The sequence below is a fragment of the Candidatus Cloacimonadota bacterium genome (assembly GCA_019429305.1).
Lineage (GTDB): Bacteria > Cloacimonadota > Cloacimonadia > Cloacimonadales > JAJBBL01 > JAHYIR01.
The window spans coordinates 1-20105 of record JAHYIR010000005.1; the positions used below are offsets into that span (position 1 = coordinate 1).

A 20105-nucleotide genomic window follows, 5' to 3' on the forward strand; every position below is an offset into this window, starting at 1 on the left:
CTCGATGTCGGCTCAACTCATCCTGGGGCTGAAGAAGGTCCCAAGGGTTCGGCTGTTCGCCGATTAAAGAGTTACGCGAGCTGGGTTCAGAACGTCGTGAGACAGTTCGGTCCCTATCCTTCGTGGGAGCAGGAAATTTGAGGGGGACTACATCTAGTACGAGAGGACCGGTGTGGACGAACCTCTGGTGTATCGGTTGTGACGCCAGTTGCATTGCCGAGTAGCTATGTTCGGTCAGGATAACCGCTGAAAGCATCTAAGCGGGAAGCCGTCCCCAAAATAGATTTCCCTGAAGAGTCGTTGTAGACTACAACGTAGATAGGTCACAGGTGTAAGCACAGTAATGTGTTCAGCCAAGTGATACTAATCGCTCGATTGTCTTCGTGCCTTTTTTCTCTTATCTCTTAGTTTCACAATAATCAAGTATGAGGCATTCATTCTGGTGGTAATGGAAGTGAGGTCACACCTGTTCCCATCCCGAACACAGCAGTTAAGCTCACTATCGCCGATGGTACTGCACGGGCAACTGTGTGGGAGAGTAGGTCGCCGCCAGAATGAATGCCTCTTTTTTTTATCAAAACAATCAAATACATATCTGGTTCTTAGTTACTATTCGACACAATACAGTATCCTTCGATACACCCTTCGCCAAAATGGAGTACTCCCTCAATGATGCCTGCCATTTTGGTGCAGAAGACTCAGGTTGATAACTACGAGGGAGTGAATGGGTGAGAAGGCGAATATTGATCGATCACTCAGATTGAATAAGATCATTGTACTGAAAAGGAAAGCAGGATCCCGGATGGATCCTGCTTTTGAAAAATAATAAGTAATTAAATCTTATCTATATTTTAACATTTAGACCAACCACAGAGATGACACTTTTTACATCCTTCACTGAATTCGACAGTACCTCCACAATCAGGGCAAACTCCTCCTATACTCTTTTTTTCTTTCTTTTCAGGATTCGAACTGGGGTTTGAACTGAGAACGACATCAGGATCAGAGGAAGAAAAACCATTTAATTGACCTTTCTTATACAAACTAAGATATGATTCTAAGGACTTAGCAATGGCATCAGCACAAGAGGATACTACAGTTCCGCAATACCACATAGGAGAAGGACAACGAATACCTCTTAGCTGATGAATCAGTGATTCTACTTTGACATTTGTACGTAGGCAAAGTGAAGCTAATCGGGCAACAGCTTCCAACTGTGCAGAAGCGCAACCACCGACTTTTCCCATTTGAGTAAAGATTTCGAAAGCGCCATTTTCATCAGAATTAATTGTTATATACAGATGTCCGCAACCGGTTTCTATTCTGCTGGTCAAACCTGTCATTATTTCAGGTCTTGTTCTTGGAGTAATTCTTTGATCGGTCGGATCATAAGTAACAGAAGTTTTTTTACCAGTACTAAGTACCTGGTTAGCCCTACTTCCGTCTCGATAGACTGTAACCCCTTTACAACCGAGTTCATAAGCTAGTAGGAAACTGTTTTTAATATCTGCTTTAGTAGCAGTATGGGGGAAATTGATAGTCTTAGATACAGCATTGTCGGTATATTTTTGGAAGGCAGCCTGCATTTTTATATGCCATTCAGGAGAGATATCATGCGATGTGATAAATACTTTTTTTACATCATCAGGGATTTCTGCAACATTAAGTAAAGAACCGTTTTCCGAAATTTGCTCCATCAATTCTTTAGAGTAAATACCGATCTCTTTCATCTTTTTTTCAAACACAGGGTTAACGTAGAGCAGTTTTTCTCCATCCATGACATTTTTTACATATACAAGAGAAAATTGAGGTTCAATACCACTGGATGTATTACAGATCATACTAATTGTACCAGTAGGTGCAATAGTTGTTACTGTTGCATTTCTTATGCCGTTAGCTTGAATATCAGCCATAATTTGTTCCCAGTCGAGCTTATTTTTTTGACGTTTAAGGTTTTTAGTATCATATATACTTTTGGAGAAGTTAGGGAATGCCCCTTTATCTTTTGCTAACAACATTGATTTCAACTTAGCATGATAATCAATAAATTCCATTAACTCTTCAGCAAAAGATACTGAGGCATCACTATTATATGGTAATCCGATTTCAAAAAGCAAATCGGCGTATCCCATTATTCCGAGTCCGATTTTACGATTTTGCCTTGCCATATTATCAATTTCAGGAAGAGGAAATTCCGATTGGTCAATCACACAATCGAGAAACTCAACAGCATCGAAGACAGTCTCTCTAAGTTTGTCCCAGTTGAAATTACCATTTTCGTAGAAACTATGGACATTTATAGAACCGAGATTACATGCCTCATTAGCCAGAAGAGGTTGTTCGCCACATGGGTTTGTTGACTCGATTTTTCCAATATGGGGAGTAGGATTATGTTGATTAATAACATCAATAAAGACTATACCAGGTTCGCCGTTTTTATATGCCATTTCCACTATCAGATCAAAGACCACTTCTGCCTTTTTTGTTTCAATAACTTGATGTGTATGGGGTGAAACTAATTGAAATTCACCTTTATTTTTTAAAGCATCCATAAAAGAGTCAGTTAAACCAACACTAAGATTGAAATTTGTTAACTCATTAGGGTCACTCTTTGCCGTAATGAATTCAATAATTTGTGGATGATCAATATTGAGAATAGCCATATTGGCACCTCGACGAGTACCACCCTGCTTTACAGCATCTGTTGCAGCATTAAAGACCCTGAGAAATGAAATAGGCCCACTGGAAACTCCACTAGTTGTTTTAACACGAGAATTTGTCTCTCGTAAACGGCTAAAACTGAATCCGGTACCACCCCCACTTTTGTGTATCAAAGCTGCATTTTTAATGGAATTAAAAATACTGTCCAAACTGTCTTCAATAGGTAGTACAAAACAGGCAGAGAGCTGTTGTAGATCGTTACCCGCATTCATTAGTGTCGGTGAATTAGGTAAAAACGCGCCAGAATCAAGCAAAGCACAAAACTTCCGGAAAAGAACCGGATCCCCTTTACTAATATTTCCGGCAACTCTTTCTATAAGCTGTGACCAATTTTCAATGATTGCACCACTCTCATCTTTCTTAAAATATCTCTTTTCCAGTACGACTTTAGCGTTCTCTGATAGTAACATAACAAAACTCCGTAATAGTTTATTTATAAAAAAGTTTTACCTGTCCATCCAATGATAATAAATATCATGAGGAGAGCTTAACCAGGCATTTCTTTTCAGTACTAACTTCAATAATCTTAAATAATAATCAAAATTCAAATCGTTTAATGGTGATATTTGCGAATGATTCCAGATTATACCAAAGTGAGTTTTATATAGAGTTGCATCGTCAATCAAGTATTTAATATGGTTCTTAATAAACCTTTTTGATCGGGGAATGCTCGTAAAAAGAGTATTATTAATAACTTGTGGTATCTCCAGTATTGTAAAAGGTTTATTCTCTTTGATATTATAAGGGTAATATGGATAAGATATCCCTGCTCTATAACCCAATACATCGCAATAACTTATTGATATATCATACTTGATGTCTGTCTCTTCTAAAATCTTCATTAAAGGTTGATAATGATGACACCAGCAATTTTGATAGTAACCCTGAACAATAAAGCCCTGTTCTACATATTTCGAATATGATTCATTGATTTGCTCGGTTGTGACCTCTTTGTCCGCAAAAATTCCGATTGTTTTATCTGATACAGAAGAAAGAATAAGACTAATAAGGGAGTTAATATCTTTTAGTTGCTTTTCATGCAAATTGCCAGGTAATTCAATGGGAAGGAAAAACTCCGGTGTTGATTTGAGATTCTTTTCTCTTTTTATTTGATTTAATAAGCGAGTTGTAGATATCAACTTCTGAGTAGTCAAATCAATCGATTGTTTCTTCTTAGTCTTTTTCCTTTCTGAGCTATCATTTCTTTCAATATCATCCCCAGCTATTAAATGACTGACAGAAGCAGCAAAATCCTTATTATGAGGCAGCTTCATTTGTCTTTGATAACCCGGAAGCATTGTTTCTAAAGCTTTCTGAAAAATATCACAGTATCTATCAACTATAGGTATGTCTTCGAAGTCCCAAGTTCGTTGAATGGTTAATTGCTGAGCTTGTTTTTTAGGAGCATTCTTTTTTTTGTTTTGATGACAAATATCATTTTTCCCCTGAGTGTATTCTTCCCAGCAACTCAGGAAGAAGAAAGCAGAAGAGATGATATCTTTCTTAATTTCTAAGCTTTTAGCCGTATAGAGGAATAATTGCCCCGGTTTTGAGAAAAGAAAGGGTATATTTTCGTTTCTGTAGTTCAGGAAATGAATCTCTTCACTGAAATTATTTTGCTTATTGAAAAAGTCAGCTGCCTGTTTATTGTAATAGATCTCTATAGGTCTTTTGTCTTCAACCGGTGGTCCATAATAGACATGAATATCTTCCAACGTATATTCATAATAGAAATTGGGCTGCAAACCGAGGATCTTACCAAAAGTACGAAACACGTATTCTGCTTTAGGGATAAAGCTTTTCTCTACATTGAGCAAGATACTGATATTTCTACTAATTTCATCCATTGAACTAATACTACTTGTTTAGGATTACCAGATCAAGGATTTCCGGATATTCCCTAACAAAGTGAATTTGCATATCTTGGCGAATCTCATCGTCGAGATCTTCATACGTATCTCTATTCTCTTCGGGGAGAATAACATTCTTGATTCCTGCTCTTTTTGCGGCTAAAATTTTTTCTTTCACACCGCCAATTGCCAGTATCTTCCCTTTTAGTGTTAGCTCACCAGTCATAGCAATGTTTGGTTTAACTTTCTTACCTGTAACCAGAGAAACAATAGCTGTAGTAAGAGTAACTCCGGCAGAGGGACCATCTTTCGGTATCGCACCTGCAGGTAAGTGGATATGAAAATCAGATTTTTTGAATCTATCTATATCGATCCCAAATGTTTGATAATTGCTCTTTATATAACTAAAAGCCAATTTAGCCGATTCTTTCATTACTTCACCCAGAAGACCGGTTAACGAGAGTTCCCCTTTGCCCGGCATAGCAGTTGCTTCACAAAAGAGAATTTCTCCACCATAAGGAGTCCAAGCAAGTCCCGTAACCACTCCAATCTCCGGTTTTTTATTTGCTAATTCCATAGAGAATTTTCTTCTACCGAGAAATTCCTTAACATTCTTATCGGTAATTATATGTAGTTTTGTATTTCCGGTAGCAATCTTTCTGGCAATTTTTCTCATAATCGAAGCGATCATTCTCTGCAAGTTTCTCACCCCGGCTTCTCTGACGTAATACCTGATTATCTCCTTGAGAGCAGAATCCTGAAAGCGAACATTCTTCCCGGTCAGTCCATTGTTCTGTGCTTCTTTTGGAACGAGGTATTTGCGGGCTATATGGATCTTCTCCTCTTCAACATAACTGGAGAACTCCAATATTTCCATTCTGTCTCTAAGAGCAGGAGGAATTGTATCGAGAATATTAGCTGTAGTTATGAAAATAACTTCCGATAGATCGAATTTCAGGTTGATATAGTTATCGATAAACTCGTTGTTTTGTTCCGGATCGAGTACTTCTAACAGGGCAGATGCAGGGTCACCCCGAAAGTCACGACCAATCTTATCAATTTCATCAAGCATGAAGAGCGGGTTAGCTGTTCCGGCGCGTTTAATCTCATTAAGGATCTTACCCGGCATAGCTCCGATATATGTTCTGCGATGTCCTCTAATCTCCGCCTCATCATGAATGCCACCTAGAGAGAGGCGTATAAATCTTCGTTTGAGAGCTCTCGCTATCGATTTTCCAAAAGATGTTTTTCCAACACCCGGAGGACCAACGAAGCAGAGTATCGGACCTTTTAGTTTTTTATTGAGTTTCTTAACCGCGATATACTCAATTATTCTTTCTTTTATCTTGGGAAGGCCATAATGATCAGTTTCCAGAATCTCTTCAATTTTTTGCAGATTCAGACGGTCTTTTGTCTGTTTTCGCCAAGGTAAGTTAACCAGCCATTCCAGATAGCTACGGATAACATTATACTCCGCAGAAGCCGGAGACATCATTGCTAAGCGGTCTAATTCCTCAAAAGCTTCCTTTTCCACATAATCGGGCAGATCAGCAGTTGCGATCTTTGTCGTCCAATTCTCTATCTCCATATTAGCTTCGTCTGTTTCGCCGAGTTCTTTTTTTATAGCAGCAAGCTGTTCTTTGAGATAGTACCGTCTTTGATCCTCATCCATTTCCAGTTGAATATTACTGCGGATAGTATTTTCCAACCGCATCTGCTTGATTAGCTCAGCAAGATACTTGTTTAATCGCTCATATCTTCTTACCAGATCTACAGCTTCTAAAACGGCTTGTTTTTGCTTTACTTCCAATGGAATATTGCCGGCAATAATATCTGCCACACGCCCGGCTTGTTTTATATTCTTCAAACCAAGGATGATCTCTTTATTGAGATCGGATGACTCACTAATGATCTTCTCGACAAGTTCTGTTGCAATATTACGCAGCGCTGTTATCTTAGGAGATTCTTCCAAAATCTCCGGTATGGTCTCAACCTCAACCATCATGAAGGGTTCTTTTTGAGTAATTCTATCTATGCGGATCCTTGATACACCTTGCAAGAGAAGACTAATAGAACCGTCTTGATTTCGCAACATTCTCAATATAGAAACAGCAGAACCGTATTCATATATTTCAACTTCATCCCTTTTATCTTCAATTTCGCGGGTTAAGAAGAATCCTAACAATTTATCATTGGAGAGGGCATAATCGATCACCTTTTTTAACGATTCTTCAGAGACGACCAAAGGGATCATTAAATAGGGAAACATTACCGTGTTGTTGAGATGTATTACCGGTAAAGAACGGGGAATACGATTATTCTGTTCCATCCTTTAACCCTCTGAAATATCCTTTTGTAAACATTTATTCCTCTTAATTATTATGCTAAAAAGACTTTATTAAGCTTACTAACAAGCCGTAGAAAGAATAATGATCAATTTATTCTAATTCCCTTATTATTCGAATAGGTTCAATTTCTTTGATTTTTTGTAAAGCAATTATTGTTGCTAAAAGGCAAATAATTATCACTATACTTGGCACGACAAGAAAATCGCTACTCTTCATGACTACCGGCAGCCACTGCATAGGAAAACCGGGAACAGGTATTTGTATAAACTGATAGTTTTCTTGTACATAAATGAAAGCGAGCGATATAAAACCACCTAAAAAAATACCAATGAATCCCAGCAATAGATTAATGCCGATAAAAAAGCGATTTATCCGGCCTGATTTCATACCGAGTGCCTTCAATATGCCGATCTCTGTCTTTTTCTCTGCTACAGTTTTAAGTGAATTACCTGCCATATTGAAACCGGAAATGATCAACATCAAAGCCAATACTGTAAACATCACTGCTTTTTCTAATTGCATTGCTTGAAAGAGATTAGCATCAAACTGACTCCAATCTTCAACCAAATACTTCCTATCAACTATTCTCTGCAAAGAAGAAGCATATCTTGTCGAATTTTTAGGATTGACGGTCTTAACCTGCAGCAGTGTTACCGCATCACCAATATCAGAAAAAAATCGGGCATTATTGAGCGAGATGTAAGCATAAGTTTTATCGAATTCCGGCATATCGGAAACAAAGATTCCCATCACTCTGAATCGCTTCATTCTCGGCAGTAAACCAAAAGGTGAAGGTGCCCTGTCCACCGGAGATGAGAGCTGTATATATTCACCAATAGTAGCACTAAGTAGAAGAGAAAGGTCGAGTCCAATGATTATTCCGTTCTCTTCGAACTCTTTAATGTCTGGTTTACCTAATCTGATCTGTTGTTCAAGAGAGATCAATTCATTATGTTTTTCATAATCGATACCGAAAGCATTTATCACGGTAGTTGCCTGTCCCTTATGTGCTAATAATTCTTTATTAACCACAGGGGATACAGCAACCATAGAAGGGTGGTTTTCGATATCGGAGACCAGCGATTCGTATTCACTAATTGGGCTTCTGTCGGCACTGATAACACGGATTTCCGCTTTAGAGCCAATGATCCGGTTCATCATATCCTGCTCAAAACCATTCATCACAGTTGATACAATAAGTAGAGCAGTAACTCCGATCGTAATCCCTACAAGAGTAAAGATATGTGAAGTTTTGGGAAAAAAGCGGTTCTTTCCGCAAAGAAACTTCTTGATCAGTATGTAATCCATCTGGTTTTAAGAACCCTTAAATATGATGCTCAGGTTTCATTTGAGGAAAGAGAATTACCTCTTTTATTGACGAATTATTGGTAAAAAGCATACAAAGCCGGTCAACACCAATACCCAAACCACCTGTTGGCGGCATACCATACTCCATAGCTTCCAGAAAATCCTCATCAAAAGGAGCTGCTTCCATATCACCGGCTTCCCTCATAGCTGCTTGCTTCTGTAGTCGTCTTTCTTGTTCTATAGGGTCATTGAGCTCGGTGAAGGCATTTCCCAATTCATGACCGGCTATGAAGAGTTCGAACCTTTCCACAAAGTGTGGATTGTCAACACGACTCTTTGCTAATGGTGAAACCTCTTTTGGGAAGTCTATAATAAATGTCGGTTGGATCAAATTCTTCTCTATATAAATCTCAAATAGTTCAATTATTAATTCACCTGCGGTGGCTTTCTCTGGTATCTCCAGATTATGCTCTTTAAAGAAGGAAGTTAGCTTTGCCAGATCACAATCGGAAGTATCCAAACCGGTCTCTTTCTTGATCAGGTCAATCATACTCCCTCTCGCCCACGGTTTCTGTAATGAAATGGTGTGATTGTCATATTGGAAGCTTGTTGAGTTAAATAACTTTTTCGCAATCGTAGTGATCATATCTTCTGTAAGATCCATCATTGTATGATAGTCAGCATAGGACTGATAGACCTCCAACATAGTAAATTCGGGATTATGATTTCTATCCATCCCTTCATTACGAAAATCTTTGCCGATCTCATATACTTTCTCAAAGCCACCAATGATTAATCTTTTCAGATAGAGTTCGGTTGCTATTCTCAGATAGAGGTCGATATCGAGAGTATTGTGATGAGTAATAAAAGGACGGGCATAAGCACCACCATAGAGTGGCTGTAGCACAGGCGTCTCCACTTCGATAAAATCATGGTTATCGAGATATTCGCGCATAAAACGGATGATATTCGCTCTTGTTATAAAAGTCGCTTTATTATCCGGATTGAGCAGCAAGTCGAGATATCTCTTGCGATAACGCAGCTCAATATCTGAAAACTCATCATAGCGGACAGTTTTACCATCTATAACCTTCTCTTTAACTGTAGGTATAGGTCTGAGATTCTTCGACAAGAGTTTTAAGGTCAAACATTTTAGAGAGTATTCACCTCTTTCTGTTATTATTGCCACTCCGCGAGTCTGAATAAAGTCTCCTAAGTCACAGTGTTTGTATATCTCATAATCAGCTTCTCCAATAGTATCAAGGCGGACATAGAGTTGTATCTTGCCACTCATATCCTCGATATTAGCAAAGCCAATCTTTCCGTGACGACGTAAAGCAGTTAAACGACCTGCAATAGTAATCTCTTCCTGAGATTGCAGTAGATTTTCTCTCTTTTGCTGCAACTCTTTTATCTGATGGGTTCTTTCTACCCTGTTGTGGTAGGGATTTATGCCCATTTCAATGATCTTCTGCAGCTTTTCTCTTTTCAATTTAATGATCTCTGTTGTGTTATGCATATTTAACCTCTTATTTTGGAGACTATTTCTGGAACAATCATTTGATTAGACGTTCAATGTCAAGGATTATGAAGTGTTCATTTCTTGTTGTTCCCATGCTTTAAAAAAGAAAGAAATGAATATCCCTACAAATATGGGGGGTGATAAGATGAAATAAAACAGACTATTATTCTGTAACTACCTCCCGACTCTCTTTTTGTTTTTCTTGCGTCTTGATTTTCAGAATATGGATTGTCACTCCAAGACCTATTAAGAGCAGAACGATTCTTACATACCATCTTTCCGGTGAGACGGCAAGAAATGCCGAACTAGCCAGAGTAATCCAGAGTACTGATAGCACCCCTATTTTCAATTCTAAGGGAATACCCTCTTTATTCCGATATCTTCGCAAATATTCTCCGAAAATCGGATTGGTATGCAACCAATTATAAAGTTTCGGAGATGCATTAGCAAAGAGCGCTGCCGATAGTAGAAGAAATGGGGTGGTTGGTAATAAAGGCAGAATAATACCAACCACTCCCAAGGTTAAAGATATCAAACCAATAGTAATAAAGATAATCCTCTGGACTTTCTTGCCGGAATTTTTGAGTTTCCTCGTAACTATACTTTTTTGTGTAGTTACGAAAGGTTGCTTGTCATTTATACTCATAAGATTATCTCCTATCGGTTTTGATCAATTTTTTTTTAACTCTCGTTTAAAGCTTCTTCTAAAGAGATTCCCAATGCTTTGGCGACACCTTCACCGTAAGGAGGATCTACCTTATGACAATTGCGGATATGTCTTGTTTTGACATGTTTCGGAGCATCTCCCATATTACGGGCGGTGTTTTCATAGAGAACTTGTTGCTGTTCCGGTGTCATCAATCGATAAAGAGCCCGAGGTTGAGAGTAATAATCCTCATCTTCACGATGATCGTAATGATAGGCATCTCTATGTAGTTTCATTGGTGGTTCTGTAAATTCTGGTTGATCCTGCCATTCACCATAGCTGTTTGGTTCATATCCCAGTCTGCTTCCTTGATTGCCGTCAACTCGCATCTGTCCATCCCGGTGATAGCTATGGAAAGGACACTTCGGTCTGTTGACCGGTATTTGATGATGATTAACACCAAGGCGATATCGTTGAGCATCTCCATAAGAGAATAGGCGTGCCTGCAATAGTCGATCAGGGGAATATCCTATACCCGGAACGATATTTGCCGGTGTAAAAGCTGCCTGTTCAACATCTGCAAAATAGTTCTCCGGATTACGGTTAAGCTCCAGAATACCAACTTCCATCATTGGATAGTCACCGTGTGGCCATACCTTAGTTATATCAAAGGGATTAAACGGACAATTCTCTGCCTGCTCTTCAGTCATGATTTGAATAGACATTTTCCATCGTGGAAACTCTTTACGTTCGATACTCTCATAAAGATCTCTTTGATGGCTTTCTCTGTCCTTACCTACAATAGCTTCAGCTTCCTGATCGGTTATGTTCTTAATTCCCTGCATGGTTTTAAGATGGAATTTTACCCACACCTTCTCATTCTTTTCATTGAACATAGAGAAAGTATGGCAGCCATAACCATTCATATGACGATATGAATAAGGAATACCGCGATCACTCATAGTAATTGTTACTTGATGAATAGCTTCCGGTAACATTGTCCAGAAATCCCAATTGTTTCGAGCACTGCGCATATTGGTTCTGGGATCTCGTTTAATAGCATGGTTAAGATCCGGAAACTTGAGCGGATCTCTGATAAAGAATACCGGAGTGTTGTTTCCCACTAAATCCCAGTTACCTTCTTCGGTATAGAATTTAACGGCAAATCCGCGAATATCTCTCTCGGCATCGGCAGCACCTCTTTCCCCGGCTACAGTAGAAAATCTCATAAAGACCTCTGTCTTCTTGCCAATCTCGGAAAAGATCTTGGCTTTGGTGTATTTAGTGATATCATGGGTCACGGTAAAATGCCCAAAAGCTCCTGACCCTTTGGCATGCATACGTCGTTCAGGGATTACTTCCCGGTCAAAATGAGCCAGCTTCTCCTGTAACCACATATCCTGCATCAATATCGGACCTCTTGGTCCGGCGGTTGTTACATTCTGATTATCTACTACCGGTGCTCCGGCAACAGTAGTCAGCTTCGGTTTTTCTTCTTTCATGTTTTACTCCTTTTTTGTTTATTTATTGGTGATTTGTTTTCTTTCTTATGACATTTATCACAAATACCCTGAACCTCGACTTGTAATGAGATTGTTTCGCCATATTCTTTGGCTTCTTTAGGGATTTTTAGCTTACTCAACTCTTTGTTGGTAAAGTCTCTGAGTATACGACAACGAATACAATAAAAGTGATGATGATGATCTGTCTTGCCATCAAAACGGATGCTTCCCCTATCTTGAGAGACTGTATTAATAAAACCTAGATCAGCCAGCATCCATAAAGTACGGTAAACAGTATCAAGAGAAACGGTCGGCATTTTCTTTTTCAATTTAGCATATATCTCTTCAGCACTGGGATGATTTTCACTTGTTGTTAAGAGCCGGTATATTGACAGTCTTTGATGGGTAACTTTTATGCCTGCTTCCCTTGCTGCTTGCTGGAAATCATCCAATCTCCCTTTAATCTGCTTTTCAGTTAAATGCATAATATTTCCTATTTAGGTATAATTACTAACTAAGAAACAATTAGTATTAGGTCGCATTTTGAGTCAAGCCATATTTTTTTATTAATGAGTATTTAGCTAGCTAAGCTAACTTTCGCTAGCTATAATAAGATGCAATAGGAGCTAATCAGAATAGTAAGATTACAAGATTCAGAAGTCTAAAAGTTTAGAGGTCAGTTATTTATAAGGGTGAAAAGTTTTATTTCATGCCGTACCATGGTTCGGAGTTTAGATCATCAAAGAAGAGAGTTCTGTTCTCTTCAGCAGCGATCTTTTCTCCGGCTTCCCTTGCCAGTTTAAAATTCTTTTCGAACTCGGTAGTATTACCGGCTGAGGCATAAGCTCTCGCCATTGCTTCATAAGCATAAGCGAGATCAAAATCAAGGAAACCATGCTCTTTGGTCAGTGCAAGACAATTTTCTGCATGATAAACAGCAGCTTCAGGACGGTTGAGTACTGCGTAAACACGTGAAATTAACCATTCTCCTCTCTGCAGATTAATAGCTGTACCGATCCTGCTCCAATGGTAAAGAGAAGTATGAGCAGCATGGATCATCATATCTTTGTCCTGCTGAGTTTTCTCTTCTTTATCCAATAGATTCCAGACCAGATTGTTCAATCCGATAGCATATTTTTGGTGAAATTCATTTTCGGTTAACTTGATCTCTTCGGTCATCTCATTATCCTGATTCATAGTCTCTGCAAAGCAACAGAGCATAGTTGACAACAATAAAGCTATTATAAATATGATACAAAGACAATGTCTTTTATTTTTCTGATAATCATTGAACATTTCTTATCTCCTAATATGGATTATTAATAATTAACTTCCAATTTCTCACGGGAAATTACTTCATAATACTCGGTAGCATTTTTCTTAGAAACGTTTCCCAGCGGGATTTTTATGATTTTGATCACGGTTAGATAACCATAAATAGAGTATTGGAGAGTATCATTTTCGTGTACTGTAGAACTCGCTTTAACAGGTTCTCCATTGATAAGAACCAGTTGATGATCACAGGCTTTTTTTGCCACACTTCTGCTCTTCACAAGGCATAGTTTGTTCATTAGTTGATCGATTCTCATATCTAACTCCGTTTAATCAAGGATTCACCCTTTCTATTTTTTAATCGGTGAAACTGAGATTATATTTAACAGGAAATACTTGCGGAGAAGAAGGGATGTATATATTGCTGGAAAAGACAACATTGATCCCCTTTTCTGTTTTCAGCCAATAATTACCCGGCTTCAGCTGATTAAAGAAAAAGAAGCCGTTCTCATCAGTATAAGTTTTGATGGCATTACCATTAAGAGATACCGGTATTTTAGCTAATGCTTTTCCGTTCTGATCAGTAATGTAGCCAAAGATGAAGTTATTGGAGAGTGAGTTAGCAGGTGAGGAATTTCCTTCTAATGCTTTGTTCAAGACGAAGTTATTATTTGCTCTGATTCCGGTATAGGAGAAGAGTGCAATCCCAGGAAATCCTAATCTTTTACTGAGTAGGATCTTGCTACTTATCAGGTTTGGTGAGTAAGGACGACCATTTTCTGTCCAAGTACGAAGCCCGACAATAATACGGTCTTTCCATTTCTGAACTTCTAGCAATTCTCTATTAACAACTTCATCTGAGGTAGAATAAGACATAATATAGGCATAGTCGATATAACCATCTTCCAGCCATTCTGTCCAGTTTTGGGAGTATCTCATTTTTGCCTTGTTAAGGTCACTAATTACAGCTGCTGATACGATCAAATCAGGATTATGATACTTCATCTCAGCATAAAAGCGACGTACAAACCGATTAATCTGCTCCTCTTTCCATTTATGAAAACTGTTCGATTCAAAATCGGATTGATTGTACTGCTCAATTGCAGCCGGATTATAACCGAATTGACTGTCCGGATACCTGATATAATCTAACTGAATACCTTGAACCTGATAATTACTGACAATATCGAGAAAAACAGTGATCAGATAATCCTGTATCTCCGGTACACCGGGATCAAGATAAGCCCCTTCATAGGAGTTGTATGACATCTTAGTACCCAAAAAATCCTTTGTGAACCATTCACTACGTGTCTTATAAAGGTGTTCAATAGCAATGTTTTCGATAGTTCTGGGAGTTGCAACAAAAACAGTGACCCAGGCATGGATCTCCAAATTTGTATCGATGGTATTTTCTATCAGGTAAGCCAATGGATCAAAGACCTCACAATTAAGGATATAACTCCTCGGTTCCGGATTATAGTAGGTATCGAAAAACCTGTTTGGTATATATAGGGCATCAGAACGATATCTTGTATGAGCGAAGATCTGAGTTATGTTATGTGACAGCGCAAAGGCGATCATTTTATCTATTTTTTCCGGAGTATTCAGATCCCACGCTGTAACCCAGAGAGCTCTGATATCAGCACAGATTGATTGGCTGCTCAGCATGATCAGAGCAGTCAAAAGCAAGAGGGTCAGTAATCTGATTTTTCTACTTTTTCTACAGAGCATTGGCAAGTTCCGTCTTGTAATTTTATTTCCAGTGATCGAGTTTTATCTATTTTATCAACCGAATTTATTATCTTTTTTTCCTGTCTGATAATTCCATATCCTCTTTTAAGTGCTTCATAGGGAGATAGTTTACTGAGTTCATGACTTAAGTTATTCAGTTTTTCTTTCTCTCGTGAGGCAAGATTCATTGTTAAGTTGATCATTTTATTGGTAGTTTTCTCCAGCTTCATTCTATCCTGATGTATGATCTCACTACTCTTTCTATTGCTGAGATAGACAAGTTTATCCTGAAGATTGCGGTTTTGATTTCTCAATTCCGGAATGATTTTCAAACTATTGGCTAAAGATACTACCGCCTCGTCTAATTGTTGTTGAAACTTGAAAAGCATAGACTGAGGATGTTTTTGGTAAAGAGTTTTTTCTGCAGATCGAAGAAAGTGCTTATAATGCAAAAGTTGTTGAGCAGTTCTTACTTTTAGTTGCTTCTGATATTGCTTGAGTTGTTGTAGTATTTCCTGTTTATCCGGAACGGCTAATTCAGCAGCTGCAGATGGTGTAGGTGCTCTTAGATCAGCAACAAAATCAGCAATTGTAAAATCTATTTCATGTCCTACTGCCGAAATAACCGGGATTTGGGAAGCAAATATCGTTCTTGCCAACTCTTCATCGTTGAAACAGAACAGGTCCTCTTGAGAACCGCCTCCTCTACCGATAATAATTATCTCGACAGTAAACTGCTCATTGAAATATCTCAATCCTGCGATCAGTTCCTGTACAGCTTTATCACCCTGTACTGCAGCTGGATATAGATAAATATGGCAAGGAAATCTTCGGGTCAGAATGTTCTTTATATCCTGAAAAGCAGCACCGGTAGGAGAGGTAATTATCCCTATTGATTCCGGATATTCCGGGATCGGCTTCTTATGACGGGAATCGAACAAACCCTCTTCATCGAGTTTTTTCTTCAGAGCATTGAACTTTATCTGCAGTTCACCAATGCCGGCAGGAAGCATCTGCCTGACCAACAATTGATATTGCCCCGATTTCTCATAGACATCGACTTTCCCGAAGCAGAGGACTTTGTCACCCTCTTGAGGATAATAGGTCGAACTGATATTATATTGTTTGAAAAAGGCACAGCGGATAGTGCTTTCTTTATCTTTCAGGGAGAAATAGGTATGACCGGAAGAGTGCGAAGTATAATTAGCCACTTCTCCTTCTACCCAGAGTAAAGGCAGATTCTGATCTATGAGGTTTTTGATTATCTTGTTTACGTCAGAAACGCTAAATATATCTTCTTTCTTGATCTCTAACATAATTATTCAATACCTGATTTGGATTACTATTTTCGACCATTTGTCACTCAGGGTGACACAGAGAGAAAACTTCATCGATTCCCGTGCCACTCCAGTTGAGATCTTTCCGCTGCCTTGACTTCGGTATGTGCCGAAATATCACCTGATTTATCATCATAACTTTCCGACAGGTGCCAGATAGACAACAAATTCATCATCACCATCGAGTTGTAACGCTTGATCGATCTTTTCCTGATCGTAAGCAGCGATACCACAGGTACCTAAACCTAGTGCCTCAGCCACAATATAGAGATTCTGACAGATATGTCCGGCATCAAGCAGGATCAATTTGGCTGCTTCACCGTTATAACGCCATTCGGTGCGGTAAGGAATGGCAACCCATAAGAAAACAACAGGGGCTTGAGCAACAAAACTTTGTCCCATTGTAGCTTCTGTGATCATATCTTCTGTGCAGATTATCTGCTCTTCTTTGACTAATTGATGCTCAACACCTAAGTAACGATAAACACCGGACTCAATACCGGCAACCCGGTTAATGATCAGATAGGTTTCTAAGGGATGTCTTGCTCCGGCAGATGGAACAGTGCGTAAAGCAACAGAATAATCATCACCACGCTTAAAGATTCGCTGAACACCATTAGTAAACCACAGGAGCAGAGATAGTTTCTCCTGTGTGAGCGATTCCTCAGTGTATTTTCTCCTACTGCGTCGGTTTTCCAGACAGTTGAAAATATGACTGTTCTTAACGAATGATTGATCCGGCTTTGGTAAGTCAATGACCTTACTCACCTCCGAAACAGGTTTCTGCAGCGGGGGGCAGGGGAGACCTTGCATCTGGTCGGTCACAATATCATGTAATTCATTGAAATGTGTCTTGGCATTTTCTCGATGATTCTTAGCATCTTTCATGGTTTTTCCCTTATCCTATTGTTCTGAAAAACATTAATAACTTTGATTAAAGGGTGTTACTGTCAACCAAAAAAAAAGAGAAAAGCAACATCTGTATCAAGTGGTATTACACTTTAAAAAAGATATCGTTTGATCACAGAACAGTTAAGTTTTTTACAGTCATCTTAAGTGATCAATTATCTCCTTGTGTATGAAGAAGATTATTTTTTTCTTTTTTATTAAAGTTCATTGGTGACTTTATCAGTCCCTATTCAAGGAAGATCATTTTCTCCTGATCAAGAACAGTTCACGCAGGTATTGCAATATTCGTCTCAGATCTTGATTATATTCAAGATTTTCTTCCGTCTCTTCTTTGAATCGCCATTCATCGGATAATTGTTGTAAAGTTTCATAAAACTCCCATTCAAAGAAAAAAGTTTGTCCTTTAAGTGAATTGAGAGTCATTAATTGCCGTGATGTTAACATCTCCGGCGCAATTTGCCGTAATAGCAATTTACTGATCTCCATCTCAAGTATTGCTGAGTAATATCTGATTTTCGCTCTCTGTTCCGTATCCCTGACCCCAATTTCATTCAGATAGCGATTTAATCTTCTAATATTGCCGAACTCCATTCCGGCAAGCAATTCTAGATCATCCCCCGGAATATCTTCTTCCTGCAATCTTTCAATTACTACATCAGGAAAGGCATATACCGTTTCGTGATAGACATGCTGATCGAAGACATTCTGGACAAAAAATAGTGCAACAAAGGCGATCAATCCGGCTATTACAGGAGTTGTTACCCAACCGGAAGATATTCTTCCCAGTACATTCCACTGGATATTCCTACCACCTTTCGCTATGGCAATTCCAATTATAGCTCCTATAACTGCCTGAGAACTCGATACGGGAACGAGTGGTAAAGCAGGTAGATTATGGGATAACAACCAGTCTCTCAATCCCTGTGAGGCAAAAAGATACAACACCAATGAATGAGATAAAACAACAATAAAAGCAGTGACCGGGGATAAGCGGAAAAGATCTTTCCCGACAGTTCTCATGACTTTAAATGAATAGGTAAAGACACCAATAGAGATAGCTATAGCACCAAGGAAAAAGAGCTGCTGGACTGAAGATATCGTTATAAAATCTCCGATCAGGATCTCTTGAAAAGGGGAGGTCGGGACAAAAACACCAACAACATTAGCTATATTGTTGGCACCTAAGCTATAGGCACCAAAAGCACCAACTATGATCAAGGCGGTACGAGTAATGGCATCCATAGTGATCAAGTGGATCTTGGAGTTTTCTAAAAAATATTTTGTTATCCAGTAGAGTATGATCGCAAAAAAGGCAGATATAACCGGGCATAGAACCCATGTAAGAACTATCTTGGTTAACGAAGTAAGATCAGTAGGAGAGCCACTAAAGATATTCCAGCCGATAATAGCTCCAACAATAGCTTGAGATGTCGAGACCGGTAAGCGTAATCTAGTCATAAAAGTAACGGTAAATCCAGCTGCAAAAGCAACAGCAAAAGCACCGGGGAGTGTATTGACAGCTCCCAACTCTCCCAGAATATGAGTTGCCCCCGATCCTTCCAGCACTGCTCCCAATATAACACAGATCGAGGCGATCAAAGCGGCAGTCTTGAATTTGATCATTTTGGTGCCTACTGCCGTTCCGAAGACATTGGCAGCATCATTGGCGCCTAAAGACCAACCTAAAAAGAGACCACTCGATAGGAAAAAGAGTATCATATTAATTAGATCATTCGTTTAATAGTATAAATTGCCAATCTGTCTGTGACCGATTCTGCACAATCGGAGATAGATTCAATGCTCGAAGCAAAAAAACGAAGATGAATCTTGCTGCTTAAGTCTAATTCATCGGCAAATATCTGTGTCTTTAGTTTGACAGCTATATCGTCGGTCTCCTTCTCATAGAAACCGACTTTGTGGATGTGGTCGTTAACAGATTTAATATCCTTGAAAAAAGCTCTAACAGATCTGACTAACCACTCTACTGATTGGATAGAAGAATCGGTAAGCTCATTAAAGAGAACATCGAATTTGGAGGGGATATCTGGTCTCTCTATCGAAAATTGCTGTAGAGTATGCTTCATTGAGTCGATAACATTGTCGGTATTTTCCAAGATTGCCAGAACATCGCCGCGGTTTTCTGGGATCAAGGTTCGCATATAGAGTTGCTTTTCTACAACCAGTCTCAACTCGTCAGCTTTTCGTTCATAATCTATCACTCTTTCCAAACGGGCTTCAAATTCTTCAGTATTATCCTTGAGATAGTTATCGATAGCTTTCTTGAAGATCAAACCGCTCTCGGAAACAAGGTCAAGGAATTCATCTATTTGGTTTTCAATTACTTTGGATATTTTTAACATCATTGCCATTTGAAATCACTCTCCTTTCTCTTAAATGACAGATATTTAACATATTTATCAAACTGCTTTTGTCAAATTATTTCGTGTTGTTCATTATTGTATCACATGGTCAGAAAACAGTTAATGATAAGTAGGGGCGATTCACGTATCCCCCTCTTTTTTAATTTTAAAAGGTAATTATGTTTTAATGAGTTGATTTCTTAGTCGAAATTCTATTATTAGTTATCCTATTGCTTTTTCGGTGATTCCTGCTCCGAAGTATAAACTATTTTGTGACTACTTCCGAACTCGATGGAGTCATTAGTGCCTATATGTTTGGTAAAGGGTTGGATCGAGGGATAGACAAGTAAGAACTGTCTAGCTAGTATTTGTCGCCTCTTCAGGGCGTTATTAAGAATAAACAGAATACTAAACTGTAATTTGGTTAATTATTATTACTTGTGTCACCCTGAGTGGCACTTGGTAGTGCTTCTTGCTTATGCTTACCAAGTGATGTATCGAAGGGTAAGAAAAGCACAAAACCGTTTCAGTATAATGCATCCTTCGATACATTCTGCTGTTAAGAGCAGCACGAAGCTTACAGCAGAACACTCAGGATG

The 20105-nt window shown here is 38.8% G+C and carries 16 protein-coding genes and 2 rRNA genes; 3 read left to right on the forward strand and 15 right to left on the reverse strand.

Annotated elements, in window-relative coordinates:
• From K0B81_03590 to K0B81_03600, 3 genes are all read left to right on the forward strand, one after another.
• A 23S ribosomal RNA gene (locus K0B81_03590) occupies positions 1 to 388 on the forward strand; the annotation flags it as partial.
• 50 nt (positions 389 to 438) lie between these two features.
• A 5S ribosomal RNA gene (gene rrf, locus K0B81_03595) occupies positions 439 to 555 on the forward strand.
• Positions 555 to 707 (forward strand): hypothetical protein, encoded by a 153-nt coding sequence (locus tag K0B81_03600; GenBank protein MBW6515686.1) that lies wholly within the window; start codon positions 555 to 557, stop codon positions 705 to 707. The genes rrf and K0B81_03600 overlap by 1 nt, the downstream gene beginning before the upstream one ends.
• Positions 708 to 851: 144 nt before the next feature.
• Here the strand turns inward: K0B81_03600 and K0B81_03605 are convergent, their stop codons facing one another.
• From K0B81_03605 to K0B81_03675, 15 genes are all read right to left on the reverse strand, one after another.
• On the reverse strand, positions 852 to 3131 hold the full coding sequence (locus K0B81_03605; protein MBW6515687.1) for a vitamin B12-dependent ribonucleotide reductase: 2280 nt from the start codon (positions 3129 to 3131) through the stop codon (positions 852 to 854).
• 36 nt (positions 3132 to 3167) lie between these two features.
• Complete coding sequence (locus tag K0B81_03610) at positions 3168 to 4568, reverse strand: hypothetical protein (protein ID MBW6515688.1); 1401 nt, start codon at positions 4566 to 4568, stop codon at positions 3168 to 3170.
• 10 nt (positions 4569 to 4578) lie between these two features.
• Positions 4579 to 6900: an endopeptidase La gene (lon, locus tag K0B81_03615; protein ID MBW6515689.1), complete on the reverse strand. Its 2322-nt coding sequence runs from the start codon at positions 6898 to 6900 to the stop codon at positions 4579 to 4581.
• Between the two features lie 109 nt (positions 6901 to 7009).
• Entirely contained in the window at positions 7010 to 8227 is a 1218-nt protein-coding gene (locus tag K0B81_03620; protein ID MBW6515690.1) for an ABC transporter permease, read from the reverse strand.
• A 16-nt stretch (positions 8228 to 8243) separates the two neighbouring features.
• Positions 8244 to 9746, reverse strand: coding sequence for a lysine--tRNA ligase (gene lysS / locus K0B81_03625; protein MBW6515691.1), 1503 nt, complete (start codon positions 9744 to 9746; stop codon positions 8244 to 8246).
• Between the two features lie 166 nt (positions 9747 to 9912).
• On the reverse strand, positions 9913 to 10395 hold the full coding sequence (locus K0B81_03630; protein ID MBW6515692.1) for a YbaN family protein: 483 nt from the start codon (positions 10393 to 10395) through the stop codon (positions 9913 to 9915).
• Between the two features lie 35 nt (positions 10396 to 10430).
• Positions 10431 to 11897, reverse strand: a complete 1467-nt coding sequence (locus K0B81_03635; protein ID MBW6515693.1) for a catalase — start codon at positions 11895 to 11897, stop codon at positions 10431 to 10433.
• Positions 11894 to 12382 carry a transcriptional repressor gene (locus K0B81_03640; protein ID MBW6515694.1) on the reverse strand — a complete coding sequence of 163 codons (489 nt, stop codon included), beginning with the start codon at positions 12380 to 12382 and terminating at the stop codon, positions 11894 to 11896. Before K0B81_03640 ends, K0B81_03635 begins: the two co-directional genes overlap by 4 nt.
• 217 nt (positions 12383 to 12599) lie before the next feature.
• Positions 12600 to 13193, reverse strand: coding sequence for a hypothetical protein (locus K0B81_03645; protein MBW6515695.1), 594 nt, complete (start codon positions 13191 to 13193; stop codon positions 12600 to 12602).
• 23 nt (positions 13194 to 13216) lie between these two features.
• Positions 13217 to 13486, reverse strand: a complete 270-nt coding sequence (locus K0B81_03650; protein ID MBW6515696.1) for an RNA-binding protein — start codon at positions 13484 to 13486, stop codon at positions 13217 to 13219.
• Between the two features lie 40 nt (positions 13487 to 13526).
• Positions 13527 to 14900 carry a family 10 glycosylhydrolase gene (locus K0B81_03655; GenBank protein ID MBW6515697.1) on the reverse strand — a complete coding sequence of 458 codons (1374 nt, stop codon included), beginning with the start codon at positions 14898 to 14900 and terminating at the stop codon, positions 13527 to 13529.
• On the reverse strand, positions 14864 to 16216 hold the full coding sequence (gene xseA, locus K0B81_03660) for an exodeoxyribonuclease VII large subunit (protein ID MBW6515698.1): 1353 nt from the start codon (positions 16214 to 16216) through the stop codon (positions 14864 to 14866). Before xseA ends, K0B81_03655 begins: the two co-directional genes overlap by 37 nt.
• Before the next feature lie 153 nt (positions 16217 to 16369).
• Positions 16370 to 17125 (reverse strand): SagB/ThcOx family dehydrogenase, encoded by a 756-nt coding sequence (locus tag K0B81_03665; protein MBW6515699.1) that lies wholly within the window; start codon positions 17123 to 17125, stop codon positions 16370 to 16372.
• 261 nt (positions 17126 to 17386) lie between these two features.
• Positions 17387 to 18865, reverse strand: a complete 1479-nt coding sequence (locus tag K0B81_03670) for an inorganic phosphate transporter family protein (GenBank protein MBW6515700.1) — start codon at positions 18863 to 18865, stop codon at positions 17387 to 17389.
• A 5-nt stretch (positions 18866 to 18870) separates the two neighbouring features.
• Complete coding sequence (locus K0B81_03675; protein MBW6515701.1) at positions 18871 to 19515, reverse strand: DUF47 family protein; 645 nt, start codon at positions 19513 to 19515, stop codon at positions 18871 to 18873.
• Positions 19516 to 20105 lie beyond the last annotated feature (590 nt).